The 26,230-nt window shown below is 43.8% G+C and carries 27 protein-coding genes and 2 tRNA genes; 20 read left to right on the top strand and 9 right to left on the bottom strand.

The genetic code is table 11. The annotated features are described in order from the left end of the window. The first annotated feature begins 181 nt into the window (after positions 1-181). From R7093_RS19220 to R7093_RS19160, 13 genes are all read left to right on the top strand, one after another. Positions 182-865, top strand: a complete 684-nt coding sequence (locus R7093_RS19220) for a DUF4336 domain-containing protein (RefSeq protein WP_047100677.1) — start codon at positions 182-184, stop codon at positions 863-865. 419 nt (positions 866-1,284) lie between these two features. Further along, positions 1,285-1,752, top strand: coding sequence for an Sbal_3080 family lipoprotein (locus R7093_RS19215; protein WP_005385757.1), 468 nt, complete (start codon positions 1,285-1,287; stop codon positions 1,750-1,752). A gap of 64 nt (positions 1,753-1,816) precedes the next feature. After that, entirely contained in the window at positions 1,817-2,149 is a 333-nt protein-coding gene (locus R7093_RS19210; RefSeq protein WP_047100678.1) for a YnfA family protein, read from the top strand. A 141-nt stretch (positions 2,150-2,290) separates the two neighbouring features. Beyond that, positions 2,291-2,695: a DUF1801 domain-containing protein gene (locus R7093_RS19205; RefSeq protein WP_017633973.1), complete on the top strand. Its 405-nt coding sequence runs from the start codon at positions 2,291-2,293 to the stop codon at positions 2,693-2,695. Between the two features lie 153 nt (positions 2,696-2,848). Beyond that, positions 2,849-3,229 carry a hypothetical protein gene (locus R7093_RS19200; RefSeq protein ID WP_047100679.1) on the top strand — a complete coding sequence of 127 codons (381 nt, stop codon included), beginning with the start codon at positions 2,849-2,851 and terminating at the stop codon, positions 3,227-3,229. Between the two features lie 149 nt (positions 3,230-3,378). Then, complete coding sequence (locus R7093_RS19195) at positions 3,379-3,879, top strand: GNAT family N-acetyltransferase (protein ID WP_047100680.1); 501 nt, start codon at positions 3,379-3,381, stop codon at positions 3,877-3,879. 98 nt (positions 3,880-3,977) lie between these two features. Beyond that, positions 3,978-4,229: a TIGR03643 family protein gene (locus R7093_RS19190; protein ID WP_080960059.1), complete on the top strand. Its 252-nt coding sequence runs from the start codon at positions 3,978-3,980 to the stop codon at positions 4,227-4,229. A gap of 405 nt (positions 4,230-4,634) precedes the next feature. Beyond that, complete coding sequence (locus R7093_RS19185; protein ID WP_017820912.1) at positions 4,635-5,024, top strand: lysozyme inhibitor LprI family protein; 390 nt, start codon at positions 4,635-4,637, stop codon at positions 5,022-5,024. A gap of 163 nt (positions 5,025-5,187) precedes the next feature. After that, positions 5,188-5,637: a nuclear transport factor 2 family protein gene (locus R7093_RS19180; RefSeq protein WP_047100681.1), complete on the top strand. Its 450-nt coding sequence runs from the start codon at positions 5,188-5,190 to the stop codon at positions 5,635-5,637. Between the two features lie 192 nt (positions 5,638-5,829). Then, positions 5,830-6,402 carry a hypothetical protein gene (locus tag R7093_RS19175; RefSeq protein WP_235429158.1) on the top strand — a complete coding sequence of 191 codons (573 nt, stop codon included), beginning with the start codon at positions 5,830-5,832 and terminating at the stop codon, positions 6,400-6,402. A 205-nt stretch (positions 6,403-6,607) separates the two neighbouring features. Beyond that, positions 6,608-7,006 (top strand): VOC family protein, encoded by a 399-nt coding sequence (locus tag R7093_RS19170; RefSeq protein WP_031780991.1) that lies wholly within the window; start codon positions 6,608-6,610, stop codon positions 7,004-7,006. A gap of 165 nt (positions 7,007-7,171) precedes the next feature. After that, a complete protein-coding gene (locus R7093_RS19165) occupies positions 7,172-7,810 on the top strand; it encodes a DJ-1/PfpI family protein (protein WP_047100683.1) in 639 nt (212 codons plus the stop codon). A gap of 129 nt (positions 7,811-7,939) precedes the next feature. Beyond that, complete coding sequence (locus R7093_RS19160) at positions 7,940-8,170, top strand: hypothetical protein (protein ID WP_017820907.1); 231 nt, start codon at positions 7,940-7,942, stop codon at positions 8,168-8,170. A 258-nt stretch (positions 8,171-8,428) separates the two neighbouring features. On the opposite strand, the gene R7093_RS19155 is transcribed toward R7093_RS19160, so the two are convergent. From R7093_RS19155 to hppD, 8 genes are all read right to left on the bottom strand, one after another. Continuing rightward, positions 8,429-8,505: transfer RNA gene (locus R7093_RS19155), tRNA-Val, on the bottom strand. 33 nt (positions 8,506-8,538) lie between these two features. Next, positions 8,539-8,615 (bottom strand) — tRNA-Val (locus tag R7093_RS19150). 179 nt (positions 8,616-8,794) lie between these two features. Next, positions 8,795-9,133: a hypothetical protein gene (locus R7093_RS19145; RefSeq protein ID WP_005377830.1), complete on the bottom strand. Its 339-nt coding sequence runs from the start codon at positions 9,131-9,133 to the stop codon at positions 8,795-8,797. 119 nt (positions 9,134-9,252) lie between these two features. Further along, positions 9,253-9,912 carry a DUF2726 domain-containing protein gene (locus R7093_RS19140; RefSeq protein WP_047100684.1) on the bottom strand — a complete coding sequence of 220 codons (660 nt, stop codon included), beginning with the start codon at positions 9,910-9,912 and terminating at the stop codon, positions 9,253-9,255. Between the two features lie 195 nt (positions 9,913-10,107). Continuing rightward, positions 10,108-10,776 carry a maleylacetoacetate isomerase gene (gene maiA, locus R7093_RS19135; protein ID WP_005377832.1) on the bottom strand — a complete coding sequence of 223 codons (669 nt, stop codon included), beginning with the start codon at positions 10,774-10,776 and terminating at the stop codon, positions 10,108-10,110. Positions 10,777-10,797: 21 nt separating this feature from the next. Next, on the bottom strand, positions 10,798-11,835 hold the full coding sequence (locus tag R7093_RS19130) for a fumarylacetoacetate hydrolase family protein (protein WP_170897123.1): 1,038 nt from the start codon (positions 11,833-11,835) through the stop codon (positions 10,798-10,800). Positions 11,836-11,844: 9 nt separating this feature from the next. Next, entirely contained in the window at positions 11,845-12,975 is a 1,131-nt protein-coding gene (locus R7093_RS19125; RefSeq protein WP_213972310.1) for a homogentisate 1,2-dioxygenase, read from the bottom strand. Continuing rightward, positions 12,968-14,041, bottom strand: coding sequence for a 4-hydroxyphenylpyruvate dioxygenase (hppD, locus tag R7093_RS19120; RefSeq protein ID WP_005377835.1), 1,074 nt, complete (start codon positions 14,039-14,041; stop codon positions 12,968-12,970). Before hppD ends, R7093_RS19125 begins: the two co-directional genes overlap by 8 nt. A 539-nt stretch (positions 14,042-14,580) precedes the next feature. Between hppD and R7093_RS19115 the strand changes: the two genes are divergently transcribed. The 7 genes from R7093_RS19115 (at position 14,581) to R7093_RS19085 (ending at position 23,360) form a co-directional block, all read left to right on the top strand. Further along, positions 14,581-15,687 carry a M20/M25/M40 family metallo-hydrolase gene (locus R7093_RS19115; RefSeq protein WP_318146781.1) on the top strand — a complete coding sequence of 369 codons (1,107 nt, stop codon included), beginning with the start codon at positions 14,581-14,583 and terminating at the stop codon, positions 15,685-15,687. Between the two features lie 264 nt (positions 15,688-15,951). Next, entirely contained in the window at positions 15,952-17,562 is a 1,611-nt protein-coding gene (locus R7093_RS19110; protein ID WP_054577897.1) for a peptide ABC transporter substrate-binding protein, read from the top strand. Between the two features lie 143 nt (positions 17,563-17,705). Beyond that, complete coding sequence (gene oppB, locus R7093_RS19105) at positions 17,706-18,626, top strand: oligopeptide ABC transporter permease OppB (RefSeq protein WP_005377838.1); 921 nt, start codon at positions 17,706-17,708, stop codon at positions 18,624-18,626. A gap of 9 nt (positions 18,627-18,635) precedes the next feature. Continuing rightward, on the top strand, positions 18,636-19,568 hold the full coding sequence (locus R7093_RS19100; protein WP_005377839.1) for an ABC transporter permease subunit: 933 nt from the start codon (positions 18,636-18,638) through the stop codon (positions 19,566-19,568). 10 nt (positions 19,569-19,578) lie between these two features. After that, a complete protein-coding gene (locus R7093_RS19095) occupies positions 19,579-20,562 on the top strand; it encodes an oligopeptide/dipeptide ABC transporter ATP-binding protein (protein ID WP_318146780.1) in 984 nt (327 codons plus the stop codon). A 9-nt stretch (positions 20,563-20,571) separates the two neighbouring features. Beyond that, complete coding sequence (locus R7093_RS19090) at positions 20,572-21,564, top strand: ABC transporter ATP-binding protein (RefSeq protein ID WP_064353857.1); 993 nt, start codon at positions 20,572-20,574, stop codon at positions 21,562-21,564. Next, positions 21,564-23,360 carry an aminopeptidase P family protein gene (locus R7093_RS19085; RefSeq protein ID WP_171344736.1) on the top strand — a complete coding sequence of 599 codons (1,797 nt, stop codon included), beginning with the start codon at positions 21,564-21,566 and terminating at the stop codon, positions 23,358-23,360. The genes R7093_RS19090 and R7093_RS19085 overlap by 1 nt, the downstream gene beginning before the upstream one ends. A gap of 161 nt (positions 23,361-23,521) precedes the next feature. Here R7093_RS19085 and R7093_RS19080 read toward each other — a convergent pair whose 3' ends face one another. Continuing rightward, complete coding sequence (locus tag R7093_RS19080) at positions 23,522-25,966, bottom strand: collagenase (protein ID WP_258476687.1); 2,445 nt, start codon at positions 25,964-25,966, stop codon at positions 23,522-23,524. Positions 25,967-26,230 lie beyond the last annotated feature (264 nt).

Raw genomic sequence — 26,230 nt, 5'->3', positions numbered from 1 at the left:
TCTTAAAACTACTTTACGCCCGTTCAGTATAAAAATACTCAAAGATATACAGCTGCACTCAATAAGGGTTTGGTAAACCTAATATTTTTGGTTTACGCTTAGCGAAGCGTTTATTGTGCAACAAGGCAGCTTTTGAGTAACTTAAATGCCGCCTTAATACAGTGTTAACGGTTGGAGAGACATGAAAAAGCTAGCCCATGAGATATGGATATTTGACGGAGATCCCGTCCAATTTTTAGGACTCCCATACACCACTCGTATGACTATTGTTAGGCTTTCTGATGGTGGCCTTTGGATTCATAGTCCAATTAAGTTATCAAATTCGATTAGAGAGCAAATCAACAATCTAGGCCAAGTGAAATACTTAATCGCTCCTAATCATTTACACCACTTGTTCTTATCTGAATGGGTATCTGCCTATCCTAGCGCAGAAGTTTATGGCACAAATGAAGTCATTAAGAAGTGCCGTGATATACACTTTCACGCTTCACTTAACCAAGGCGGTAATGCTTGGAACTCTGAGATTGAACAAGAACTATTTTCTGGCTCTCCATTAATGGAAGAGTGTGTGTTTTATCATCGACTTTCAAAGACCTTAATTGTTACTGACCTCGTCGAGAATTTTTCTGGCCAGGACTTTAACTACTGGCAGCGGTTTGTGGCTAAAGGGGCCGGTATTCTTGCTCCGAATGGAAAAATGCCTTTGGATTGGCGCCTAAGTTTTATGTTTAGCAAACAAGAGGCTCGAAAACACTTAAATAAATTGCTGTCTTGGAAACCTAATATATTGGTTATGGCTCACGGTGAAATCGTCCTTGATAATGCAGACGAGTTCTTACAGCGCTCTTTTAAGTGGCTAGTATGAGACAACATTGAAAACTCACTCAACAGAATAGACAAGAAGCTATTTTAAAACATTAGGCCCTTTTAGCTTAGTCTTAGGGACGAATTTACAGCACTACACGTTATGTTTAACGATAAGCTCCCCTATTCCTCTTAATTGAGCATTATGCAGCAATTTAAAATTCCGTTAGAATTGCACTTCAAAAACTTCAATGCGAAGAATTCTGGACATTGATACGGACATAAGTTCAAGAGTTAACGTAACGCAATAGCAATCTCTTACTAATTATTTTGCATCGAGACATTGGCATACTCCCGAAACAAACCCTTCTACTCTAAAGGTTTTGTTAATAACAGTTGCCATGCTTGTTAGTTATTCTCGTTGAACTCAGTATCTTGAAGTTGTTTGAATATATAAATTTAAAAAAAAAGAGACATAAGATGCACAAAAAACTCATCATTCTAAGCTTGCCTATTCTATTAGCTGCATGTGCGGCACCAAAGTATACGGTAGAAACAATCTCGAAAGAAAATCAGAGCAAGGAAATCACCATCGTAAAAGACAACGCCACGCGAGATGTTTTCTTAGATTCGATGCAAGACTGGTGTTTGGATACCGCCCATAAATGCACAGTCGTAAGCGACGGCACGCCTCCTGTTAGCTCTGAGCTGACACTTACTTACGTATCACGCTGGAGCTGGGATTTTAGAACATTTATCGCTGATGCTCAGATCAAAGCCTACAAAAATAACGAAAAAGTAGGACAAGTTGAATTTAAAGCACCAAACAGCGCGAATCCAGATAAATGGGGTAAAGACAACAAACGAATCATTTCGATGATGGATCTGTTATTCGGTAAACAAACCGTGAGTGAGGCTCAATCCAAGATTAAGCTGGGCGAAATGTAATGAGCCGAACAATTGCCCATTTAACAAGCATCATATATTTGTAGAGAAAGATAGGAATGTTTAAGTGACTGAAGTCAAAACCATTGGGCTTTTCTTTATAACCGCCATTGCAGAAATATTAGGCTGCTACTTACCTTATCTCTGGTTAAAGGAAGATAAGTCAGTTTGGCTTTTGGTACCAGCAGCGCTATGCCTTGCTATGTTTGCTTGGCTTCTATCTTTACATCCTACCGCAACTGGCAGAGTTTATGCCGCTTACGGTGGTGTCTATATTTTTGTCGCAATTCTATGGTTGTGGTGTATCGACGGCGTTCAACCAACGCTCTGGGACATAGTGGGGGTTTCTGTCGCTATGCTTGGCATGTCAATCATCATGTTTTCACCCAGAGCATCCTAAACGTAACCGAGGGAAACCCTTACGCTTAGTATTTTGGCTATGTGCTAGATTTATTGATTAATAACATTATGACGTAATTGCTACATAGCCAAAGTATGCTTGGGCTTCACCCCAAAACAGCGCTATTTATAGGAGATACCAATGAACCATGCAGTGAAGGCAAGATTTGATGAGTATCCAAAACATGTGCGTATTCGGATAGAAGAGCTACGAAATATCGTCTTAACTATCGCTTCTGAATTAAAACTGGGGGAAGTTGAAGAATCTCTAAAATGGGGAGAGCCAAGCTACAGTGTGAAAACAGGTAGCCCGGTAAGGATGGATTGGAAACAGAAAACGCCTAGTCGTTATTATCTGTTCTTTAATTGCCAAACTAAGCTCGTCGACACATTCCGCGAACTGTATAGTGACTCACTTGAGTTTCAGGGTAATCGAGCAATAATTCTATCTTTATCCGCTCCTTTGCCAGAAGCTTCAATCAAGACCTGTTTAGAATTAGCATTAACCTATCAAAAGCGAAAGAACTTACCTCTTTTAGGTATGTAAGATCGCTTAATAAAACTATTTACGGCCGATTAACCATATTCAACTACTCTACCTTTGTATCCTTTTTAATGCTTACGCAGTAAAGTTTTAGATTAAGTGGTCACGTTAATAGCGCCGTTACCAAACTAGTAATATCGAAATAAAGAAGAGTTTATGAAATCAAAAATCTTGTTCTTACTTATGCTTGGAGCTCATTTCAATGCTTTTTCAGCGACGAACTATCAAGTCAATGTGGTAGTAACAGAGCCTCAATCAACATTCATTTTTCCGACTTTTGAAATATCCTCTAAAGGAAAAAGCAAAACCAGTTTTGTCGACGGCTGCGCGTACTTAGGAACCCTTTCAGAACCGAGCAAAAATAGCATACAGCTTGAAGCTACCATGTCATGCAACCGAGATGGCGCTACGTCAAGGATGGAAATGCCGGTATTTGTACTCAACTCCGAGGGTCAAAGCGCGAGTTATGATCTTGTAGAAAACGGGGTCGTGATGTGGAAATATTCTGTAGAAGTTAAGCCGTCACTTAAAAAGTGATATATCAGAAATACCAAATAACAATCAGCACTATTAACCGCCGTTTAAGTGCAATAGGTATATTCTTTACGACTTAATGACGTTACTTGTTGCTGCAAGTCTCCAACTCATGTACAAAACAGCCCTAAATTTAATAGGAGCTAAGTGGCATGAATTTAATTGTACGTCAGGTAACTTTAGGTGATGCTGAAGGCATTACAAACGTCCTCAATCCCATCATTATTGAAGGTTTATACACTGTATTAGATACGCCTTTCACACCTGAAGAAGAAAAAGAGTTCATTACTCATTTCCCAGAACGGGGCGTGTTTACAGTCGCTTTATCCGAAAATAGCTCACAAGTCATTGGTTTCCAAAATATCGAGCCCTTTGCACAATATACAAAAGCTTTTGACCATGTTGGCATAATTGGTACGTTTGTTAGTGACGGTGCTCGTGGCCAAGGTGTGTCTAAACAGCTTTTCAAATCGACATTCGAAGTAGCCAAACAAAAGGGTTACGAAAAACTATTTGCGTACGTTCGCAGCGATAATGAGCGAGCGTTATCAGCCTATCTCAAACAAGGCTTTGAAATCGTAGGGACCGCGAAGAAGCATGCAAAAGTTCGTGGGAGATACGTAGACGAAGTCCTCATTGAGAAGTTTTTGTAGGTGTTAAGTCGCTAAACACTAAGCACGCATATAAGAACATTTGAACCAAGACTCAATTTCCGTCGTAGAATTCTCTTTTCTAAAATAGGTTATTTGAAATGAAACTGACCTCGGAAACTGAGTCAAGAATAATAGAAATGGCATGGGAAGACCGCACCCCATATGAGGCTATCGAATTTCAATTTGGTTTGAATGAATCCGACGTGATTCAGTTTATGCGTAGCCGGCTCAAATCAAGTAGCTTTAAATTGTGGCGTAAAAGGGTTTCGGGGCGCAATACAAAACACAACAAGCTACGAAACTCAGACATCATTAGAGGTTATTGCCCAACTCAATATAAGCCGCGATAGCGAACTGCACTTGGCATAAATTTTTATTACGAATCGCAACATTTATCGCCCTACCTTTGAATCAACTCCATGATTGGAGGGGAATAGTCACCACTTAATTCAACCTAGGTGTTTCAGGGCGATAATAAATTCAATGGGAGTCATCTTAACATCCTCAGACGCCATCAAACTAATGATTCCACAGAAAAAATTGATACAAAACGCCCACTAAAAATAACTCAGATTAAGGCGTCATTTAACCCGTGTATCAATCTTCTTTTACCTTCTGTTTAGGCACTAGAATCACTAACCTTCTATTTTATCTTTGAAGGCACAGGCAAAAAGCTGCATGATTAAAAAGGAAAAATAGCTGATAACGGTTTAACAAGCACTCGGAGCTTGGAGGCAATTTTGAACAAATTACTTATGATATTTGCGTTGGTTTCTTTACCTTGCTTGGCCTCTGATGATGTTGAAGATCCCTGCAAAGTAAAAGGCGGTGGCGTTATGGCTGGTTATCAGTGTGTAGAAAAGAAAATGGAATCTGCAGATAAAGAGCTTAACGAAAGTTACAAGGAAGCAATCGCTAGAATAGGTGAGGAAGAAAAAGCACTAAGGGAAACATGGTCTCAGACCGAACTGGTAGAGCCATTTCGAAAGGCCCAAAGAGCTTGGCTAAAATACAGAGACGCCGAATGTGAGTTTACGGGCCTGTCTTCCACGCCCTCACCCTGGCAAGGTGTCCAGATTGAAGAATGTAAGTTAAGAATGACGTTAGAACGCGTCGAATACTTCAATGGTGTATACGTAGGCTAAACGGATTACATCTAACAAAGCACTTCAATAAGATTCGCAACTCTTGGCAATTTCAGTTTAAATGTACTCGGTGTTTAAGATGCAAACGTTCAGGTTGAGTGGTCGCTCCGCTTACTATTTAACTCTGCGTTGTGCGTAAAGCTAATATGGGTGTGAAATAATTATGGAAAAAGACGATTTAGTTGGGCTAGTAGTTAAGTATTTCGAGAAAATAGATGCCGGTGATCCTAGCTATCTGGATCTATTCTCAGAGGATGTTGATTTTTTCTTTCCTAAATTTGGGCAAGCGAAAGGAAAGAGTGCCTTAGTGGAGTTTGGCAATAGGATTGGTAGCTCGTTGATTAATATCTGGCACGACATAGACGGCTTTCAAATAACGACTGCTGGAAACAAGGTCATTGTTGAAGGACAGGAAGGCGGCGTAATGAGTGATGGTACCTCTTGGCCGGACAACAAAGTTTCCACAGGGCGTTTTTGTAGTGTATTTGAGTTTGAAGGAAAAATGATAAGTCGTATGTTTGTGTACGTAGATCCTGACTTCCCGAGTCGAGATTTTGAGAGAATTTCCGTGCTGGCAGGCGAGAACAACGTGCGACAAACTGTTCAAGCCTGAATACTACCGTTACCGCATAGCATCTTTGTTATGCGGTAGTATTCGTAGTTAAGGTGTGTTGAGGGCTTTGATATCGCTTTACTCACACCTTATCAGTGCGTTAGCCACATTCCCTTACTGATAGAAATGCTACTTTCTTCAATCGTCCTGTATTATGATAATGAAAAAGATTGCATTAATTTTAAGATTAAAATGAACCAAAAATTTTTTCTAAAACTACTCCCTGTCCCTTTTCTTCTAGCCGGTTGCCAGTCTACGCAAAGCCAGCTACAGCCTATACCTGAAAACGTATTATCAAACCTATCGACTCAATGGGCAGTGGTAGAGGCCTGTTTTCATTCCGATGCTTATAGCTTAGAGCAATCGGTAAACTATCGAGAAGCCATTAACTATTCTTTTTCTACTTGGCTAGTCGATCAGTCCGATATCGATCAGTCGGTAAATGAAGCTCGTGTAGCGTTATCAGAATATCAGTCTCAGAATGATGGTTTAGGAACAACATGTAAGGATTGGCACCTATCCCTAGAATCTGGATTGCGAGAAGTTAACAATCATAAGAATCAAGTGGCGATAGACCAACAGCGAGCACATGAAATACATAAAGCAAACGCTTCTAAACCTGTGACGTATTCAACACCAGCATCTACTTCGACTAGTAATGTTGTTCACTGTTACAAATTGGAAGACGTTAGCTTGAATAAGAACATTCAAACCTTTAATGGAATGATATGCCCTATAGGCTGGCTTAAATATTATGGCTATTAATGTATTTGATTAATACAGGACTTAAGAATGAACTCTAAGTTTAATTTTTAGTTCAAGATTGGGTTTCTTGTTTACAATGTTATGTTTCCAGTTGGATTACCGTATTCGAATAGATTGACGAAGTTAATCAATATATGTGTATTGATGCTTACTTTTTATCGAGTTATCTTTGTTTGATAGCCATTAAAACGAGTAAGGAAACAAAGTGACTGTGTTAACAAAAGGCATACACCACGTAGGTTTAACCGTATCTAACCTAGAAGCAAGCGCGAAGTTTTTCACTGAACAATTAGGTTGGAGTGAAGTAAAAAGAAATCCAGACTACCCGGCAATATTTGTGAGTGATGGGCATATCATGCTTACACTATGGGCGGCTAAGGCTGATGCCGCCACTCCATTTGACAGAAAAACGAATATTGGTTTGCATCACTTAGCTTTACTCGTAGAGACTGAGAAGCAACTCTATGAGTTGCGTGATCAATTTATGGCGTCGGGAATCGAAATTGAGTTTGGTCCCGAGCTTGTTAAAACAGGACCCGCAAAACATTTAATGTGTTACGACCCAAGTGGTATTAGGGTTGAGTTTTTCTGGGCGGGCTCATAAAACAAACATAACAAAGTTTTATAATAGGGATTTGGTACACATGGCATTGTTAGTTTGCACCGCCTTTGGTATTTAAGGTGCTTAGCAGAAGCTTGTGTATCGAATGCCCCTCCCCTCCTACTACAGATTTTGCGACTTACGAGTAAGTCCAAAAGGATAAATGTTATGTATAAAATCGGCGTTGTTTTATTTGATGATTTCACGGATGTCGATTTCTTTCTTATGTATGACTTGCTGGGGCGCACAACCGACAGTTGGACAGTAAGTATACTTGGAACTAAATCTGAACATCATTCCCACCTCGGTATGAAAGTTAAAACAGACGGACACCTTTCTGAGGTGACGAATCAAGATGTCGTTCTTATTACAAGCGGCAAACGGGGTATTCCAGCCGCTTTAAAAGATGCTGAATTTATGTCGGCGTTGAATCTTGATCCAAATAGGCAGCTAATAGGTTCGATTTGTGCGGGATCATTCATCCTCCATGAACTCGGTTTACTAAAAGGCAAGCGATTAACAACAAACCCAGATGCAAAGGACGTTCTACAAAGTATGGGAGGAGATGTTCAGGATCTGCCTCTCGTGATAGACGGTAATGTAGCGACGGCTGGTGGCTGTCTTTCACTGATGTATCTAATTGGTTGGTTAACAGAGCGGCTATTTGACTCAAACAAACGAAAAGCTATACAAAATCAATTGATACCTGCTGGGCAATTAGCTCTATTTGAAGAGCTTATTGCCACAACTATTCAATCAGCAGAGTTAGCAAGCTCGGATAACAAGGCGTTAAATAATCATTCATAACATGTGGTGTTTTACATTACGTTAGTTTTAGTGTTTAGGGTAAGTCACACATCAGTCTTGTGTGACTTACCCTTGAACATAACGCCACTTGGGGAAATTAACTTACAGGGAGTAAATCAATTGGTAAAAATGTACGGTTCTGAAGAGACAAGAGCGTTTTGCTGTAATTGTAAAGAAGTAACGCTACATCGGTACGAAAGCTTCTCTAAAGCGCAGGAAAAGACCGAGAAAAAAGCTAAAGGTTTCTTCTCAGGTCTATTTGCAGCAATAATTAGCTCATTAATGGAAGGCGAAGCGACTGGTGACTACAAATGTACAATATGCGGCACCAATCTTCACACGCCAGATAATTTAGATTAATAGTCAGTGTCTCTAATGCCACGGCTAGTGGCACGCAACATGATTTATAGACGGCTCTAGTGGGTTTGAAGCGTATGCACCTTATGCATTGCATTTAGGGTTTTGAGGTTGTGTTGCGGATCAAGTAGTGCGCTTTTATCTCTGACAAGGGGCTAAAGCAGAGCAAAAACAAGGGGCAAGAAAAGAAGTAGTTTTACTTGAGTATCAATGAATTACAGACACAAAAAAGCCCACCAAAAGGTGGGCTTTTTTAAAATTTGGTGGGTCCGGGCGAACTCGAATCGCCGACCCCTACCATGTCAAGGTAGTACTCTAACCAACTGAGCTACGGACCCAAATTTTTATGTTCCTAACCATTCAATTCAGAATGGTGCGTCCGAGTGGACTCGAACCACCGACCCCCGCCATGTCAAGGCGATACTCTAACCAGCTGAGCTACGGACGCATTTCTCTGGAACGACGAGGATATTAGCTATAAGCGAACGACGGTGCAAGCACAAATTTACCAACTTTGAACCGTTTGGCGAAAATGTAAACTCAACACGCGTTTTCAGATGATTTTATCGACAAGGACTGAGCCTGCAGGGTTTAAAAGTGTGATCTATATAACTTTTATTATCTCACTTAATTGTCGTAAGGCACTTCACTGAGCATCCAAATCTGTAAGGTTTGCGATACCTTAGGGCAAGTGCCGAACAAAATCTGATATTTAGGTTTAAATGGTTCGCCGATATAGGTTGTACGAATCAACTCTCCTGTTTTGACGTCCACTTGAGTGCTCACCCTGCCTTTGAAGTTTTGAAATATGACAAACTGCTCACTGTGGTAAACCATTTGCTCTCGGTAAAACAAGAAATGATCTTGGGGTGTCTCTGTCAATTCACACTCCAGTGGTTTCAAATTAGGTATCGCACTAACATTAGATGCGATGAACAATGCTGACAAAATCCATCCGTATCGCATATGGCTGCCCTATTCTGCACTCTTTTTCAAAGTATAGGTCTTGCCTTGAGGACAGATACAAAAAAGGCTTTGATCATCTCTAATCAAAGCCCCTTATTTCTGCAGGTTAATTGTCGTGTTTAGTCGTCCGCCTCAAACACAACGTTATAATTTTCGGTGTATGTACAATTCGGCTGACGGCTACAAGTAAAGAAACGTCTCCCTTTGAACTCACCTTGGCTTGCGGTTTTAATGATCATCGGACTGCCGCATTTTTTGCAAAAGCGCACTTCTTTATCAGGCTCAATCAAATCAATGTGTGCCGCAAGCAAACGACGTAATCGCCCAACTTGATAACTGTGCTTTACCGAGGCGCCAATTAAAGGCAGGTTGGCCGTCTTACAAACATGAATCAATAACTTTTGTCTTTCTATCTTACCCTTGTTTAGCTCCTGCCCATTATCCAATTCAACGATAACGCGCGGCTCTAGTGTCCTTGGGTCACAAATAACGTAATCAAAATAGCTTCGAGATATACGATTGTTCGCGACAAAAAACTGCTTCTTATTTTTGATTTCTTTTGGCGTAACCAAACTGGACATGTTTACTTTCGCGAATACTACGGCATGCTCCCCGACCGCAGCTCTTAACGCATTATAGAACGCACCCTCTTGACCTCTGAGCAGAGGGCCTTTCGAGCGATAAGGATAATCACGCGTGTCATCGTGCTTAATCACGTACTTTTGAATAACAAAGAAGAATAAAACCAGAAGAACAACAATGATAAAAATGTTGGTCATAAATAAAGTGCATCCAAAACAACTCGTTGCTCAAAGCGTAAATGGAAATGTTATGCAGAGCAACAAAACCTCGCAATTTTGAGGCGCCACGACGATAGCGAGAAACAGAAAATTTTGCTCACCAATAAAAACAAGCCAATCACACACTTGGATTGGCTCGTTTAAATTTTGTTAATACATTATGTATGCTAAGAATCAACTATTAGCGTCTGGCTGATTCTCTGGCATCGCATCAATAAAAGCGGGCAGTTGATTGCATGACTGCACAACAGCGTTAATGGTTGGATAAAGAGAGGTATCTACACCAAAGCGTTGTGCGTTATAAAATTGTGGTACCAGACAAATATCGACAATAGATGGCGAGCTTGTCAGGCTAAACTTGCAATCACCATTTAGTTTACGATGCTTCTGAAGTTTCTCTTCTAATGCTGTAAAACCTTTGTGGATCCAGTGATGAATCCAAGCGACTTTGCGCTCTGGCTCGCAAGCTAACTCCCCCTCTAAATACTGTAGAACTCTCAAGTTATTCAGGGGATGAATCTCCATTGCAATATCCTGAGCCAAAGCTAGCGCTTGGTATCGAAGCGGCGTTTGCTCGGGGATCACAGTGACATCCGGGTAGTGTTCTTCTAAGTATTGAATGATCGCCAGTGACTGGGTTAACTGAACCTCCCCATCCACCAGCAAAGGAACCAGTTCAGAAGCGTTTAACTCATGGTACTCGTCACTATGTTGTTCGCCACCATTGCGCACCAAGTGTACCGATTTTGAATCATACGATAACTCTTTAAGATTCAAGCAAATACGCACACGATACGCCGCCGATGATCGCCAGTATCCGTATAAAATCATGCTATCGCTCATATCGTCTCCCAACCAGCACTATTAGTGCTTGAGATATTGGCTAACTTGTTGGTCAATCGAACCGAATATGTTGTTGCCATCCGCATCGAACATTTCCAATCTGATTGAATCTCCAAACGACATAAAGTTAGTCGACGGCTTACCATCACGAATGGTTTCAATCATGCGAACTTCCGCGATACATGAATAACCAACACCACCCTCCTCAATCGAAGTGCCATGTTCGGTGCCTTGCTTATTAGATACCGTGCCAGAACCTATAATTGCCCCAGCAGATAGCGGGCGCGTTTTAGTCGCATGAACAATTAAGTCTGCAAAATCAAACGTCATATCGATACCCGCATTTGGGCGACCAAACGGCTTGTGGTTGTAGGTCGAGAGCAATGGTAAATGCACTTTGCTTTCGTACCACGCTTCGCCGAGTTCGTCAGGTGTTACTGCCACAGGAGAAAACGCAGAAGAAGGTTTAGATTGGAAAAAACCAAACCCTTTAGCTAACTCTGCCGGAATTAGGCCACGTAGTGAGACATCATTCACCAGCATGATCAAACGAATCGACTCCTGAGCCTCTGCAACACTCGCGCCCATTGGTACGTCACCAGTTACCACAGCAACTTCACCTTCGAAATCAATACCCCATTCATCACTCGCAAACTCGATGTTGTCACAAGGACCAATAAAGGCATCAGAGCCTCCTTGGTACATCAACGGATCCGTCCAAAAACTCTCTGGCATTTCAGCGCCGCGAGCTTTTCGAACCAACTCAACGTGGTTTACGTAAGCACTGCCATCAGCCCACTGATAAGCGCGAGGAAGCGGCGACTCACAGTAGTGCGCTTCAAACTCTTCATACCCTGCAACCGTGCCATTGTTCAGTGCAACGTATAGCTCTTCCAGTTGTGGTGCTAGCGTATCCCAGTTATCAAGCGCCACCTGCATCGTCGGAGCTAAGTTCATGGGGTGGAAAATTTCTGTCGCAGGTACGCAGCGCGTTAAGTCTTTGCTCACGACCATCAACAAACCGTCACGAGTGCCATTTTTCTTGGTTGCTAATTTCATCCTTGCCTCTTACTTCTCTTGCCAGCTATAGACGTATTCTTTGTTTTCTACTTTTTCCAGCTCATCCGCAAACTGAAGTGCGTGACGCGTATCGATCATGACCGCAACTTCGTCGGTGAAAGTCTTCTTGTGCTCTCGCCCTGCTTTGAATGCTTTCGGGTGAGGGCCATGTGTAAATCCTGCTGGATGGAATGTCACCATACCTGCTTCAATGTTGTCACGGCTGAAGAAATCACCTGCATGGTAGAACAAGACTTCGTCATAATCGTCATTGTTGTGGTAGAACGGTACTTTGAGCGCTCCAGGATCACTTTCAATTGGACGAGGAACGAAGGTACACACCACAAATCCTGCTCCTACAAATGTAGTATGTGCAGAAGGCGGTAAATGGTAACGATGTGACATAAGTGGACGAATATCACGCCAGTTCACTTTTACTACCGCCAAATCACCATGCCAGCCAATCGCATCCAGCGGGTTGAATGGGTAAGTGATAACACTGACTTTATCGTGGCGTTTCACCTGAACCTGTGTTTGATTCTCAGAATATTGAGCACGGAACTGATCGTTGATCGACGGCGTTTCTAAAACCGCCGGATCAAACACCGCGTGGTTTCCAACCATGCCTTTTTCGGGCAATGTATAAGCCGCATCGGTGTTTTCGATCATCAGAATGAACATCGGCTCGCTTGGCTCTAAACGCCAGCTCGTTGAGCGAGGGATCATGACATAATCCCCTTCGCTCACTTTCAAATGACCATAATCACAGTAGAGATCTGCCGTACCTTGGTGGATGAATAGCAGTTCGTCGCCATCAGCGTTTCTCACCAAGAAATCCATTTTTTCATCCATACGCCAAACACGAACTTTACAATTCGCGTTGTGTAATAGATGCGGGACTGCCCACGGGGTAATATGGCTGACTTTCTCCACTAGATTAAAATCGAACGCTCGTGGACGTAGCTCGCCCTCCCACTCAGACCACCCCGTTGGGGCATGTTGATGATGAAAATGTGTTGCGGGGCCGAAGAAGCCACTTCGACCTGCCTCACGTTCATAAATTGCCTCTTCCGGGAAGTCAGCATGTGCTTGTTTAGAGCAGACTCCCTCCCGATGAGGGAATGTGATCCATTTATGCATCGCTCAATACTCCTCGGCGAATTTGGTCTTCTTCTATCGATTCAAACAACGCTTTGAAGTTACCCTCGCCAAAGCCTTCATTGCCTTTACGTTGGATGATTTCGAAGAACACAGGGCCGATAACGGTTTGAGTAAAGATTTGTAGCAAGATGCCATCTTTCGTTGGCGCACCATCAATAAGAATCTGCAAATCACGAAGCTTGCTTACATCTTCACCGTGGCCTTCAACACGCTGATCGACTTTCTCGTAATAAGTATCTGGCGTTGGCATAAAGTCCATGCCTCGCTCACGCAAGGTTTTGACCGTTTCGTAGATGTCGTCTGTGGTCAATGCGATGTGTTGAATACCTTCGCCATTGTATTCACGGATAAACTCTTCAATCTGTGATTTATCATCTGACGACTCATTGATAGGAATTCGGATTTTGCCGCAAGGTGCGGTCATCGCACGGCTGACAAGACCAGTCAGCTTACCTTCGATATCGAAATAACGAATTTCGCGGAAGTTACCAATGCGCTCATAGAAACCAGACCAGACATCCATGTTGCCTTGCTTAACGTTGTGCGTTAAGTGGTCGATTTCGTAAAGACCAACATTCGCTTTTGATAAACGCTCATCAGCATCATCATAAAAACGAAAATCGACATCATAAATACTCTGCTTTCCATAACGGTCGACAAAATAAAGCAAGCTTTCACCGATGCCATAAATAGCAGGAATGCTTAGCTCCATCGGCCCAATTTCCGTTTTATATTCTTTACCGCCATTCTCTAACGCATGCGCCAGAGCAACGGTGGCGTCTTTCACACGAAATGCCATGCCACAAACCGACGGACCGTGAACTTTGGCGAATCCCTCAGCTTGGCTATGCGGCTGCGCATTCACAATAAAGCTAATGTCACCTTGTCGATATAACCACGCTTCTTTTGAGCGATGCTTTGCAATCTCCGCAAAACCTAACGATATAAACAGATCTTTAAGCTGTTGAATGCCTTTGTTGTCTGCAGCGGTATATTCAACAAACTCAAATCCGTCTGTTCCTAGTGGGTTATATGCATCAACCATGACTTTCTCCTTGTCTCAGTAGCTTTTGTTTGGACTTATTTGTCTAACTTGGCGCAGGTCTTGAGAAATTGGAATACGTGGGGAGAAATCTTTATCTTGGCGACTTTTACGCATAATTGTAAAATATATGTTACACACAGAAGGCGCATCGAATCCACTTTCGCAAAAATCAAACAAATTGCTTATTTTCAATACATTAGATTGATATTTTCGGCTTTACGCCAACATGAAAAATGTAAACAAGTTGTTACTTTGGCATTTTATCTTGGCAACGTAGCTCAAAAAGTAAAAGAGGGATAGAAAGCCTATTGCCCCCTATTTCTATCTGCTTCATTCATTTGGTCCTACAAAACATCAAAAGTAATGTTTCGTGACGCTTCATACAGTTCGAAAGGCTCATCGGTCAGAATCGTGTCATGGATACCCCTTTATTGATTCACCTCAGTTTTATTCAAAAGTAACTGTGCCATAAGTGGTGCTCTGTTCCCTATCGAGCCGAGCCACAAGGCTTCACGCTCGATCAGAAAAAGAGACATCTAATGACACACATCAATCAAGAACGCTTAGTTGAACACTTTTGCCAACTAGTACGTATCGACAGCGAATCAAAAAACGAAAAACAAATTGCAGAAACACTGGCAGAACAGCTAGGCGAGCTAGGCTTTACCGTACGCAAACTTCCAGTACCTGAGCACATTTCTAACGGTTTTAACGTGTACGCCCGTTTAGACGGCAAAAAAGACGGCTCTATTCTAATGAGCTGTCATATGGATACGGTCACTCCAGGTATTGGCATTGAGCCAATCATCGAAGACGGCGTTATCCGTTCAAAAGGCAATACGATTCTTGGTGGCGATGATAAATCTGGTATTGCTGCCATCATGGAAGCCGTTCGTTGTATTCAAGCGGAAAACCGTGAGCACAAAACGTTAGAACTTGCTTTCACCGTGTATGAAGAAGGCGGTTTATTCGGTTCACAATACTTCGATATGTCACACGTCACTTCAACGGAAGCAATCGTGTTAGACACAGGTGGCCCTATTGGCACCATTGTGACCGCAGCCCCAGGCCAGCAAAAGATCATGGCAAAAATCAAAGGCCGACCAGCACACGCAGGGCTTGCGCCAGAAGAAGGCATCAGTGCGATCATGGTGGCGGCAGATGCCATCAACCAAATGAAGCTACTTCGCATCGACGAAGAAACGACAGCCAACATCGGTATAGTTAACGGCGGTCAGGCCACAAACATTGTTATGCCTGAATTAAAAATCGTGGCAGAAGCACGCTCCCTGAATGGCGATAAACTAGATGCTCAGGTCAATCATATGATCTCAACATTAGAGTCTGTCTGTAAAAAACACGGTGCAGAAGTCGAAATTGAATCTAGCCGAGCCTACGACGCTTTTGTTATTGAAGAAAACCACCCACACTTAAACGCTATAAAAACAGCGTTTTCAGAGTTGGGAATTGACGCCTTCACAAAAGGCACTGGCGGCGGTAGCGATGCCAATAACTTTAACAAGAAAGGTCTCACAACGGTCAACCTTTCAACTGGCATGGCAAAAGTACACACGACAGAAGAGTTTATCGCGGTAAGTGATATGGTCAAAATCACTGAGTTCGTGAAACATTTCCTAGTCAGTTAACGTCGTGCCTTTTGAAGAGCAGACTGACTATCTTCCCCTTCTAGCCTGTGCTTGAAGGGGATTTTAATTTGTATCGAAGCAAAATTACTTCCCGTCATGCCAACTTGATATCAGATCTTCAAAGAAATTCCCCTAGCTCACTTTTTGAGACCCGACAGCTCAACACCTGACACCCTGTTACAGTAATGTTAAAACTCGATTGTGTAGACAATTTATACAATATACATTTTTGGCATCTTTCAGGATGAAAAGAGTGAGACAAGGATGAAATTACCTAAGTTGCTTTTATTAGCGTCGATGATGAGTCCAATACTGGCAACATCAAGCTATGCCGCGCCGTATCCCGTAGGTGTGACCCTCGATGAGACACAAGAAATTACGCTAAACAATGGGGCTGAAGTTACTTCTATTGACCCAGCCAAGCAAGCCGCAGAGCCCGCTTTTAATCTTGGTCGAGACCTGTTTGAAGGTCTGGTCATTCAAGATAAGCAAGGTAAAACCATTCCTGGTGTTGCTGAGTCTTGGTCAGTCAATGACAACAATACGGTTTATACCTTCCACTTACGTGATGCAAAATGGTCAAATGGCGAAACGGTCACTGCACAAGATTTTGTCTACAGCTGGCAACGCTTACTGAATCCAAGCACTGCTTCACCCTACGCTTGGTTTGCGGCCATTCCAAATATCGAAAACTCGCAAGCCATTATGAAAGGCGACGCCGCACCCGAGTCCTTGGGCGTGAAGGCGCTGGATGAAAAAACGTTCCAGGTAACACTCGAAGAGCCTATTCCCTTCTTTACGAAACTATTAAGTCATCCAGTGCTTGCCCCCGTTCATAAAGCGACCATTGAAAAACATGGCAACCGTTGGACCCAGCCTGAGCATATCGTTACAAATGGTGCGTTTACTGTCTCTGAATGGAAAGTTAACGAAAAACTGGTGATGGTTAAAAATCCACATTATTGGGACGCAAGCAATGTAGTGCTGGAAAAAGTCACCTGGCTACCAATTGGTGATGCAAACGTAGTGCTAAACCGCTACCTAGCTGGTGAGATAGACCAAGCGGTTTCCATTCCTGCCGCTCAGAAGAAAAAGTTAATTCAACAACGCCCACAAGAAGTGGCAAGCAACAGTGCGTCTCTTGGCTCCACATTCTATTACCTCAACACTCAACAAGGACCAACAAAAGACGTGCGAGTTCGTAAAGCCCTCTCATATGCCATTGACCGTCAACTGTTAACGAGTGCTATTTTGAGAAACGGTGGGGTTCCAATGTATACCCTTGTGCCACCTCAAACAGATGGTTTTAAATCTCACACTCCTGAGTTCGCAACTTGGAACCGCCATAAACGTATCGAAAAAGCGCAGCAATTACTGTCAGAAGCTGGATACGATAAAAGCAATCCGCTTAAGTTAACCTTTACCGTACCAACTTTCTCGATGGACGTAAAAATGGCAACCACCATGGCAGGCATGTGGAAAAGCCGATTGGGTGCGCAAGTCACGATAAAACAGCTAGAACCGAAAGTGTTCTACGCACTTAAAGAGCCGACCGACATTACTCGCGGCGGCTGGACGGCCGACTACAATGAAGCCTCTACATGGTTGGATATCTTCGTTTCTAGTGGCGAGTACAACGATTCTCGTTATAACAACCCGCAATACGACGAGTTAATGGCTCGCTCAAAGACCATGAGCAACCCATCAGAACTGTATCTACAAGCAGAAAGCATGCTGATTGAAGACATGGCCATTATTCCTATTTATCGTCCGGGTAACGATCAATACCTCATCAAGCCTTACGTGGGCGGCTACGAACTGACAAACCCTGAGTCGTCGTACTACCGCAAGAATGTCTATGTAAAAGCCCACTAAAAGCATGTTTCGGTCTGAGTCGGCAAGTTCAATGTTTATTTGCCGTTCCTCATATCTCTCGGTGGAGAAGGCAACCTGAGCTCAGACCATTTTTTATTCATAACCGTTCGAAGTGATTTCGGATGACCAAAGGATGATGGATCATGATTTGGTACATTGTTAAGCGATTAGCTATCGCTATCCCCACGCTTCTATTCATCGCACTCGTATCATTTTGGCTGATGCACATTGCACCAGGGGGGCCATTTGATATGGAACGGCCTATGCCAGAGGTGGTACGTGCGAATATCGAAGCAAAATTCCATTTGGACCAGCCCTTCCTTACTCAGTTTTGGATTTACATTGGTAATTTCATACAAGGAGATCTCGGTCCGAGCTTCGTTTATCAAGACTTCAGTGTTACACAGCTCGTCGCACAATCATGGCCAGTTTCAGCAGTATTAGGCGTACTCTCCTTTTGTATTTCCGTTCCACTTGGCATGTTGCTTGGCACCATTGCGGCATTGAACCGAAATAGCCGCCTAGATTACGGCCTGATGACACTTTCGATGACTGGAGTTGTAGTTCCGGCTTTCGTGCTTGCTCCAGTTTTAGTCATGATCTTCGCTATTCAGCTCGGCTGGTTCCCTGCTGGTGGTTGGGAAGGAGGAAAGCTGGCTTTTCTTGTTCTTCCCGTGCTCAGCCTGGCGATTGGCTCCATTGCGAGTATTGCACGCGTCATGCGTGGCGCAATGATTGAAACGCTCAACCAACCATACATTCGAACGGCAAAAGCCAAAGGTTTGTCCACAACCTACATTTTATTCCATCACGCTTTGCGACCATCCCTGATTCCCGTCGTTGCGATGCTCGGCCCTGCGTTTGTGTCTGTCGTGACAGGCTCGGTAATTATCGACATTTTCTTTGGTACAGGTGGCATGGGACAACACTTTGTGTCTGGGGCTCTCAACCGCGACTACGGCCTAGTAATGGGCATTACTCTGATTGTCGCCTCACTCACTATCTTCTTTAACCTTGTGGTCGACTTGCTATATACGATTATCGACCCTCGTATACGCGTTTAGGAGTCCGGCATGTTAACGATAAAAAAACTGGATACACAAGCTCTTCAAGATCAAGTCGTCGACAATATTGAAGCCGTCGAAGGTCGCAGTCTTTGGCAGGATGCATGGACTCGATTTCGTAAAAACAGAGCCGCGATGACATCAGTGTATGTTTTGGCTTTCATTACCTTATGCATCACTTTCGGCCCCTCTCTTGCCGCTTTTGGCCATGATGAAATTGACTGGGAAGTGCTCATCGATCCATACGAGCTAGGGAAACCTTCACTGAGCAGTGGCCATTACTTTGGTACCGATGATCTCGGGCAAGATGTTTTCGCTCGCACGATGCAAGGTGGCAGGCTCTCTATTTTGGTAGGTTTTGTTGGCGCCTTAGTCGCCGTTGTTATTGGTACGATTTGGGGAAGTATTTCCGGCTATCTTGGCGGCGTTGTCGATAGCGTAATGATGCGCATTATTGAGGTGCTCGATTCGGTGCCATTTATGTTTATGGTTATCCTGTTTGTTACCCTTTTTGGCAACAACATCTACCTGATTTTTATCGTGATCGGAATGGTATCTTGGCTGGGCATTGCCCGTGTTGTACGTGGTGTCACCTTCGGTCTAAAAAAGCGAGAGTTCATCGAAGCCGCACACTCTATTGGGGTTTCTAAATTGACAATTGTCCGACGCCATGTTCTGCCTAATGTGCTTGGGATCGTGATGGTTTATTCCTCCTTAATGGTACCAGGATTCATTATGTTCGAATCGTTTTTGAGCTTCTTAGGGCTTGGTGTTCAACCACCCGACACGAGCTGGGGAATCCTAATTTCCGAAGGCGCAAAAACGATTGACGTTGCATTGTGGATGCTGCTTTTTCCCTCTCTGTTTTTGGTTGCCACCCTCTTTTGTTTTAACTTCATCGGCGATGGCTTGCGTGATGCTCTTGACCCGAAAGACCGATAAGGACAAACCCATGCTATCTATTGAAAACATGAACGTTCGCTTCGATACGCCAGATGGGCAAGTGCAAGCGGTCAGTAATCTCTCCTACTCGATTAAAGCGGGCGAAACTCTTGGGATTGTTGGGGAATCAGGTTCGGGAAAAAGCCAGTCTGTTTTCGCATTAATGGGGTTAACCGCGGATAACGGCGCCGTGTCTGGAAGCGCAATGTTCCACGGTGATGATTTACTCGCGATGTCGAAAAAGCAGCTCAACCGCATCCGTGCAGAGAGAATCGGAATGATCTTTCAAGATCCGATGACGTCACTTAATCCATTCATGAAAATTGGCAAGCAGCTTTGTGAAGTTCTCATGATTCATAAAGGAATGAGCCGAAAACAAGCAAAAATTGAATCGATTCACATGTTGGATGCGGTGCGTATTCCCTCTCCCGAAACTCGGATGAATCAATACCCTCACGAATTATCTGGCGGAATGCGTCAGCGAATCATGATAGCGATGGCGTTGTTGTGTAAGCCCGAGTTGTTAATTGCAGACGAACCAACCACCGCATTAGATGTAACCGTTCAGGCTCAAATTTTGACGCTATTACGAGACTTACAACAAGAGTTCAATACGGCCATTTTACTGATCACTCACGATATGGGCGTCGTCGCCGAGATGTGTGATCGCGTATTGGTCATGTATGGTGGTCAAAAAATGGAGCAATCCGATACGGAGACATTGTTCGCTCAACCTGCGCACCCCTACACTCAAGGCTTGCTAAAGGCAATTCCTTCTATCACTGAAGATATGCCACGTTTACCAACCATCCCAGGTAACCCACCAAGTGCGTTGATTAACCATCAAGGGTGTCCGTTTAGAGTGCGGTGCGAGCATCGAGAGACGCGTTGCCAATACGAAACCCCACGGTTTTCTCCATTAAACACGAGCCAGTCCATTGCCTGTCACGTTAACGCACCCAGTGTTATCACTCCTATTCAAATAAAAGCTTAAGGAGGCGTTATGAATAAAAAAGAAGTCCTCATGTCTGCTCGTGATTTAAACGTCCACTTTCCTGTTTCACGTCATCTTATTCCAAGTCGACGTAAAATCGTGAAAGCGGTCAATGGTATCGACTTAGATGTTTACCGAGGTGAGACACTTGGCATTGTGGGGGAATCAGGCTGCGGAAAATCAACACTTGCACGCGCCTTACTTCGCTTAATTGAACCTACACATGGCGAGTTGACTTGGAAAGGTCAAGACATGCTCGGGTTTAGTAAAAAAGAGCTTTCCTCTCGACGCAGAGAATTTCAGATGGTGTTTCAAGACCCATCCGCTTGTTTGAATCCGAGATTAACCATCTCAGAATGCATCGCCGAACCACTGCTCACCCACGAGCCAAAGCTTAAACAGGCAGAGGTAGAAAAGCGTGTCATCGCTATGATGGATAAAGTGGGTCTCTTGGCGAGCCAGCGAAACCGCTATCCACATGAATTTTCCGGAGGTCAATGCCAGCGTGTGGGCATTGCCAGAGCATTAATTCTCAATCCAGATTTGGTCGTGTGTGATGAACCCGTTAGTGCGCTAGATGTCTCCATACAAGCTCAGGTCATCAATCTTCTAGATGATCTTAAACAAGAAATGGGGTTAACACTGGTGATGATTGCGCATGACTTAAGCGTGGTGCGCCATATCAGCGACCGCGTTATGGTGATGTATCTTGGTAAACCTATGGAAGTAGGACGTTACGATAAAGTATTTGATGATGCACAGCACCCCTACACCAAAGCACTGTTATCTGCTGTCCCGATAGCTAATCCGCAATTAGCACGTGACCGTGAAATACAACTATTGCCCGGCGATCTTCCTTCTCCACTTAACCCACCTAGCGGTTGTGTTTTTCGTACTCGATGCCCAGAAGCCACAGAAGTATGCGGGCAACAGAACCCAATAAAAACAGGCTCGGAGCAGCATCATATCTATTGCTCAAATATGACTTTAGGAACCATTTAATGAACAATACTAACTCAGTAAACCAACGCCTTACGTTATTGCGTGAGGCAATGTCCTTTCACAACGTGTCTGCATATATCGTGACCAACAATGACCCACATAACAGTGAATACTCAGCGGATCATTGGTTAGCGCGAAGCTGGATTTCAGGTTTTACCGGTTCTGCAGGCGATGTCGTCATTACCCAACAAGGTGGTGGCCTGTGGACTGATGGTCGTTACTATATTCAAGCTGAAGAACAGTTACACGGCACAGGGTTGGAACTGTTTAAAGCCAAACAACCAGAAACGCCGACAATTGCCAAATGGCTAGCTACCACGCTCCCAGAAAACAGTATTGTCGCGGTTGACGGGCGCGCCATCAGTTACGCTTTTTATCAAGGCCTCAAACATGCCTTTGAAGCGAAAAGTATTAAGATCATTCTCGACCTGGATTTACTCGCACCGATTTGGCTTGAAAGACCACTTCGCCCAAGTACACCCGTATTCGAGCATCCCACCGCTTTTGCTGGCGTTGACACAGAAAATAAGTTAGCAAGAATCCGTTCTTGGTTATCCGAGAACCAAGTAGATAGCTTATTAGTGTCAACGCTAGATGATGTCATGTGGACAATGAATATTCGAGGTGGTGATACTAATTACTGCCCAGTTTCTGAAGCCTATCTAATCGTAGAGCAATCACTTGCGACACTGTTTATTGATAAAGCCAAACTGCCTCAAGAAGTTGAAAGAGCACTGACCGAGCAGAGTGTACACATTCGCCATTACAGCTACGTAAGTCAGTATTTGAATCAGCAATGTGAGGGATTATCGCTCGCTTTTAGCCCTACCCACACAGACAGCTTATTGGTAAGTTCGATTGAACGGAATGTGAATCTAAAACCAATGGCTTGCCCTGTAACGGCAATGAAGGCCATAAAAAATGAGACCGAACTAACCAGCCTAGAGCAGGCATTAACAGATGATGGTGTGGCAATCGTAAGGTTTATGAACTGGCTAGAAGAGCAAGTTCCAAGCGGATTCGTTACAGAATTGTCTGCTGAGGCACAACTGAACCACTATCGCCGTCAAACCCGACATTATGTGAGTGACAGTTTCCGCACTATCGCAGGCTTCGCAGCTCACGGGGCAAAAATGCATTATGCCGCCGATGAAGAGAGTAATGCGGCGGTCAATGAAAGCAACTTCTTTCTTGTCGATTCTGGTGGCCAATACCTTGGCGGGACAACAGACATCACCCGTACTTTCCACTTCGGGTCACCGACCATTAAGCAGCGCAAAGATTATACCTTGGTGCTCAAAGCGGTCATCCGACTGACTCAGACTCGATTCATGAAAGGCTCTACGGGTGCCAATCTTGATATCATGGCGCGCGGCGTCTTATGGCAACATGGTATTGATTACAAGTGCGGCACTGGACACGGCGTAGGCATTTGCTTGAATGTTCATGAAGGCCCACAAAATTTCTCGCAAAGCCACCGCGAGGTTGAGCTAAAACCGGGTATGGTCATTACTAATGAACCAGGCGTGTATCGCGAAGGTGAGTACGGAGTAAGAATAGAGAACATTCTTAAAGTTGTAGAAGTAGAACAAAATGAGTTCGGCACGTTTTACGGTTTTGAGACCATCACTCTTGCTCCAATTGCGACCAACGCCCTTGATTTATCAATGCTAGATCAAGCAGAGCTAGACTGGCTCAATCATTACCATTCACGAGTCTATCAAGCACTTAGCCCTTTTCTTGATACGCAAGATAAAAACTGGCTTCAACGCACAACCCAACTTATTGAGAAATAGGATATCAGCAAGCTTTATAACGTTTTCATTTTCATCTCAAACTCCTTGTTTGCCAGCCTTCGGGCTGGTTTTTTTTATAGAGATAACGGCGTGAAAAACAAAAACGCCCCGCAATGTTAGCGAGGCGATCAATTAAATTAAAATGATGCAGTTAAAATGCCCTACTGACGACACTTCTGAGCATCAAAATCAACGACGATGGCGGCATTCTCAAAGTCCCCAGAGACTTTAACGTAGCCCCAGTAGTTACTCTGATTTGACAACGTAATACACTCTCCATTACCAATATTATCTGACCACCCGTGAAGATTAGTATCATCCGGCCAACCGGAGTTACTGTATTCAAGCTTTAAGTTACCCGTACCGTTCCCCGTCGTTATCGCCAGATTTAAGCTCTCATTCACCGCTGGCACGCTCAGCCAAATGGTTTGTTGATTTGCCAAGCAAACTGGTTCTCCTGCTGTTAAGCGCCCACCGCTTACTTTACTTTGCACCGCGCAGTCTTGTGGCAATGTGTCATTACCGCCCAACGCTGAGATAACAACAGTATGAGTGGCGGTTGCCGTCAAGCCTTCACTGTCTGTCACACTTAGGCTGACCGAATACTCCCCTTCACTCCCATATTGGTGCGTCGGCTTGGTTTGTGTACTTGTCGAGCCATCACCGAAGTCCCATAAGACGCTGACGATCTTCCCGTTTGGGTCTGTACTGTTTTCACTGCTAAATGTAATGCTTTCACCGACTTTCCCCTTGTTGTTTGCGGTTATGACTGCATTAGGTGCACCATTTGAGACAAGGGCTTGCTGCCACTGCTCAAACTCACTTTGATATAAATTCGCCCATTGGGTGATCGTTGCTTTGTAATTGCTCCAATTCCCTTGGCGTGTTTCCACCAGCATTTGGTTTACGTCATCTTTATGATTTTCAAACATAAAACGTACAGCTAAGTACCCCCAACGATAAATTCGATCGACATCAAACCCATCATAAGTAGTCTCGAAAATCTCACTTAAGGTATATGTCGAACCGTCTAGAATCGTCTCAAGTGCTGCTTGGTTGTCATTTTCTTGAGCGACATACTCTGCAATGCCTTCACTCCACCACACTATTTTTTCAGTTGGATGACTAAACCCTCCATAGAGATCAAATCGACCATCTAAGTAATGCACGTATTCGTGCTCTAGGTTCCAGACAAAGTGATCCGCGTTCGCATAAGAGGCTTCATAAGCAATAAAGTTGGGAATATTCCCCGGCTGGGAAGGATCGCCCTCCAAGTACATACCGCCATTGTCAGTACTAATATCGAAAATTGGCCCTGCGTACTTACCATAATCAGTGCTTGAATCGAAGATATTGACTTGGAGCTGAGTGTTGTGGTCATCTTTTACTGGTTGTTCACCAGTTTCTAAAGACTGATGAAAGTAACCCTCTTCGTAGCCCATTTTAGAACATGCGGCCGCGTGTTGCTCTTGCGTCATATTCTGAGACAAAATTCGGATTGTCGGGCTACAAGTATAAGTTTGCGATAGCACCAAGCCTTTTAGCTCAGTTTCGAAATTACAAATTCCGAACTCACTACAATCTGCGTAATATGAGGCGGTGTCCGCCGCCGCAAGCCAAACCGAGTCACCCCGACCATACATTTCATACTGTTCAAAGATTCGACTCAGCTGACTCTTCACAACAGAACTCGCGTTACCCGTATACTTGGTCAGACGCCCGAGCTCTCGCCCCGCATTCGCGGCCATGAACTCATCTTCAGCACCGATTGATGACGCCCTTAGAGCGAAATCGCCTAAAGCTTTGGCAAGGTCCGTTTGGTTGCCAATTATTTGCACAAATGGCTCGTTCCACTGCCCACCAAACAAAATAGTGAAAACACCGTTAACTGCATTGCGCATATACCAGTGCTGGGCGTATTGATCATTCCAACGTGTAAGCCATTGGGTCACTTGCGGTAAGTACGCGTGCTGCAAGCCCGCACTATCCATAGTGATGATGACTTCACTAAGCACTTTGCCGTGACGGTCGCTGTTCTCATAGAAGTTTGCGTTATTAACAAACTCATCCACGGATTCTTTCACCGCTGGTGTGACCCATTCAATAAATGAGATGTTGTCATTGTAAAACTCGGCGTAATAACCCGCGCGTAAGTATAAGAACAACGTTTCTAGTTCATCGCTCCCGCCACCTGTATACCCCTTCGCCAATGTCGTAGTACGCTTCGCAATGTTGTACATATGAGCGGAGCTAAATACCGACTCTTGAATCCGACTTTCAGCAGAGAATAGCTGGTTCACACATGTCGCGCCCTGACTTAAAATTTCGCCGATCAATTGGTTACTGCTTTCGGTAACCAATGCTTCCAAATCACAAGCAGTGCTCGACTCATCAAGGCTTTCAAGTGACTGTACTCGAGTTGCCTTGGAAGGCTGAATAGGGAGAGTTGCGGTTGGTTGGTATTCAACTCGATTGGATTCAACACCGTGTGTATGAGCCGAATGTGCATGTTGCTCTGTAACTTGAGAAACTGGCTCGCTTAACGCAAATACGCCAGTGCTGGTTAATGTTGTCGCAATCGCGACACTCAAAGTCTTCAGTTCCATCTAATTTCTTCTATATTGAGTTTTCCTTAGATGCATTACGTCTTTTGCATCGCCACTGCCCTTATTACTGCAAGAGCATCTCCATATAATCTACTCGCAAGACAAGATGAAACATTTTATTAACAACCAAACGTAGCGGTGTCAGTTTTTGGTACTAGAAGGAACACGGAGTGAGCTTCTAAAATTCGTATTTGTTAAAAAATAGAGATGAGCTAGAGAAGAAACGTGTAGTTAAACGGGTATACCCAGCACGTTAAATGGCCA

Source organism: Vibrio sp. 1580 (assembly GCF_033340055.1).
Note: the sequence above shows the minus strand (reverse complement) of the source record. Positions and strands in the feature narration are given on the sequence as shown.

Excerpts from the sequence above, each read along its gene's own strand:
- R7093_RS19220 (WP_047100677.1), top strand. The coding sequence starts at position 182 with ATGAAAAAGCTAGCCCATGAGATATGGATATTTGACGGAGATCCCGTC.
- R7093_RS19215 (WP_005385757.1), top strand. The coding sequence starts at position 1,285 with ATGCACAAAAAACTCATCATTCTAAGCTTGCCTATTCTATTAGCTGCA.
- R7093_RS19205 (WP_017633973.1), top strand. The coding sequence starts at position 2,291 with ATGAACCATGCAGTGAAGGCAAGATTTGATGAGTATCCAAAACATGTG.
- R7093_RS19200 (WP_047100679.1), top strand. The coding sequence starts at position 2,849 with ATGAAATCAAAAATCTTGTTCTTACTTATGCTTGGAGCTCATTTCAAT.
- R7093_RS19195 (WP_047100680.1), top strand. The coding sequence starts at position 3,379 with ATGAATTTAATTGTACGTCAGGTAACTTTAGGTGATGCTGAAGGCATT.
- R7093_RS19190 (WP_080960059.1), top strand. The coding sequence starts at position 3,978 with ATGAAACTGACCTCGGAAACTGAGTCAAGAATAATAGAAATGGCATGG.
- R7093_RS19185 (WP_017820912.1), top strand. The coding sequence starts at position 4,635 with ATGATATTTGCGTTGGTTTCTTTACCTTGCTTGGCCTCTGATGATGTT.
- R7093_RS19180 (WP_047100681.1), top strand. The coding sequence starts at position 5,188 with ATGGAAAAAGACGATTTAGTTGGGCTAGTAGTTAAGTATTTCGAGAAA.
- R7093_RS19175 (WP_235429158.1), top strand. The coding sequence starts at position 5,830 with ATGAACCAAAAATTTTTTCTAAAACTACTCCCTGTCCCTTTTCTTCTA.
- R7093_RS19165 (WP_047100683.1), top strand. The coding sequence starts at position 7,172 with ATGTATAAAATCGGCGTTGTTTTATTTGATGATTTCACGGATGTCGAT.
- R7093_RS19160 (WP_017820907.1), top strand. The coding sequence starts at position 7,940 with ATGTACGGTTCTGAAGAGACAAGAGCGTTTTGCTGTAATTGTAAAGAA.
- R7093_RS19145 (WP_005377830.1), bottom strand. The coding sequence starts at position 9,133 with ATGCGATACGGATGGATTTTGTCAGCATTGTTCATCGCATCTAATGTT.
- R7093_RS19140 (WP_047100684.1), bottom strand. The coding sequence starts at position 9,912 with ATGACCAACATTTTTATCATTGTTGTTCTTCTGGTTTTATTCTTCTTT.
- maiA (WP_005377832.1), bottom strand. The coding sequence starts at position 10,776 with ATGAGCGATAGCATGATTTTATACGGATACTGGCGATCATCGGCGGCG.
- R7093_RS19130 (WP_170897123.1), bottom strand. The coding sequence starts at position 11,835 with ATGAAATTAGCAACCAAGAAAAATGGCACTCGTGACGGTTTGTTGATG.
- R7093_RS19125 (WP_213972310.1), bottom strand. The coding sequence starts at position 12,975 with ATGCATAAATGGATCACATTCCCTCATCGGGAGGGAGTCTGCTCTAAA.
- hppD (WP_005377835.1), bottom strand. The coding sequence starts at position 14,041 with ATGGTTGATGCATATAACCCACTAGGAACAGACGGATTTGAGTTTGTT.
- R7093_RS19115 (WP_318146781.1), top strand. The coding sequence starts at position 14,581 with ATGACACACATCAATCAAGAACGCTTAGTTGAACACTTTTGCCAACTA.
- R7093_RS19110 (WP_054577897.1), top strand. The coding sequence starts at position 15,952 with ATGAAATTACCTAAGTTGCTTTTATTAGCGTCGATGATGAGTCCAATA.
- oppB (WP_005377838.1), top strand. The coding sequence starts at position 17,706 with ATGATTTGGTACATTGTTAAGCGATTAGCTATCGCTATCCCCACGCTT.
- R7093_RS19100 (WP_005377839.1), top strand. The coding sequence starts at position 18,636 with ATGTTAACGATAAAAAAACTGGATACACAAGCTCTTCAAGATCAAGTC.
- R7093_RS19095 (WP_318146780.1), top strand. The coding sequence starts at position 19,579 with ATGCTATCTATTGAAAACATGAACGTTCGCTTCGATACGCCAGATGGG.
- R7093_RS19090 (WP_064353857.1), top strand. The coding sequence starts at position 20,572 with ATGAATAAAAAAGAAGTCCTCATGTCTGCTCGTGATTTAAACGTCCAC.
- R7093_RS19085 (WP_171344736.1), top strand. The coding sequence starts at position 21,564 with ATGAACAATACTAACTCAGTAAACCAACGCCTTACGTTATTGCGTGAG.
- R7093_RS19080 (WP_258476687.1), bottom strand. The coding sequence starts at position 25,966 with ATGGAACTGAAGACTTTGAGTGTCGCGATTGCGACAACATTAACCAGC.